This window comes from Massilia sp. (assembly GCF_032106685.1).
Taxonomy (GTDB): Bacteria; Pseudomonadota; Gammaproteobacteria; order Burkholderiales; family Burkholderiaceae_D; genus Telluria.
In genome coordinates this window covers 1-1123 of record NZ_DAMCPG010000109.1, presented here as the reverse complement: position 1 = coordinate 1123, position 1123 = coordinate 1, and the positions used below count along the sequence as shown (strand labels likewise).

Below are 1123 nucleotides of genomic sequence, written 5' to 3'. Positions count from 1 at the left end.
ATTCGCTTCTGTTGCAACCGCTCGTATCAACCACGTCCTGGCCGCCAGCATCATGCTCGCCTTTGCAGGCGCCGCCTCGGCCCAGACCGCCAAGACGCTCGTCGAGCCGGCCTTCGATTCCCCGGCCGCCACCAGCGCGCCGGCCGTGACCGCCGCCGCCGTGACGCCGGCCGCGACCACCGTCACCGGGCACCTGTACGTGTCCCCGACGGGGTCCGACGCGAACCCCGGCACGCAAGCCAAGCCGGTAAAGACCATCGCCCGCGCCGACGCGCTGGCGAAAGCCGGCTACGTCATCCACGTGGCGCCGGGCACCTACAACGTCGCCGCGCCCTCGACCGGCAGCGCCGGCATCCGCACGGTCAAGAGCGGCACCGCCAGCGCCCGCATCAAGTTTGTCTCCGACGTGAAGTGGGGAGCGAAGATCGTCTTCTCGGGCACCGGCATGGGCTGGAACTCGAAGGGCGCCTACGTCGACATCGAAGGCTTCGACATCACCGGCAGCGGCCGCATCGGCATCCTGGCCGAGGGCGGCAAGGAACGCATCGCCAACAACTTCGTCCACGACCTGAAGGTCAGCGGCGGCTGCAACGGCGGCGGCGGCGCGGCGATCGACGCCTGGGGTCCGGGCGGCGGCGCGGTGATCGATTCGAACATCGTGCGCAACATCGGCGCGCAGTGGGTCGCGGCGCAAAGCTGCAACACCGTGCAGGGCATCTACCTGACCAACCAGAACAACATCGTCTCGAACAACATCATCTCGGGCGTGGCCTCGGTCGGCATCAACAGCTGGCACGGCGCGACGGCGAACACCTACGTCAACAACACGATCTTCGGCAACAAGATGGGCATCGTGATCGGCCACGGCGACAGCGGCGCGACCTCGGCCGGCACCAGCAACAACTACGTGGCCAACAACATCGTCTACCGCAACGCCTACGGCATCACGGAAATGGGCACGGTCGGCAAGAACAACCGCTACGCCAACAACCTGGTGTTCAACACCGGCCGCGCCTGGCTGGTGAAGGGCGCCGTCAGCGCCACCGTCGCGGCCGAGCCGCAGTTCGTGAACTACCAGGCCAACGGCACCGGCGACTATCGCCTGAAGAGCACCTCGCCGGCC

Annotated in this window: 1 protein-coding gene; it reads left to right on the top strand. The window is 67.6% G+C overall.

Annotated elements, in window-relative coordinates:
• Positions 1 to 1123, top strand: a 1123-nt coding sequence (locus RT688_RS23795) for a DUF1565 domain-containing protein (protein ID WP_313707285.1), incomplete at both ends; no start/stop codon positions are given.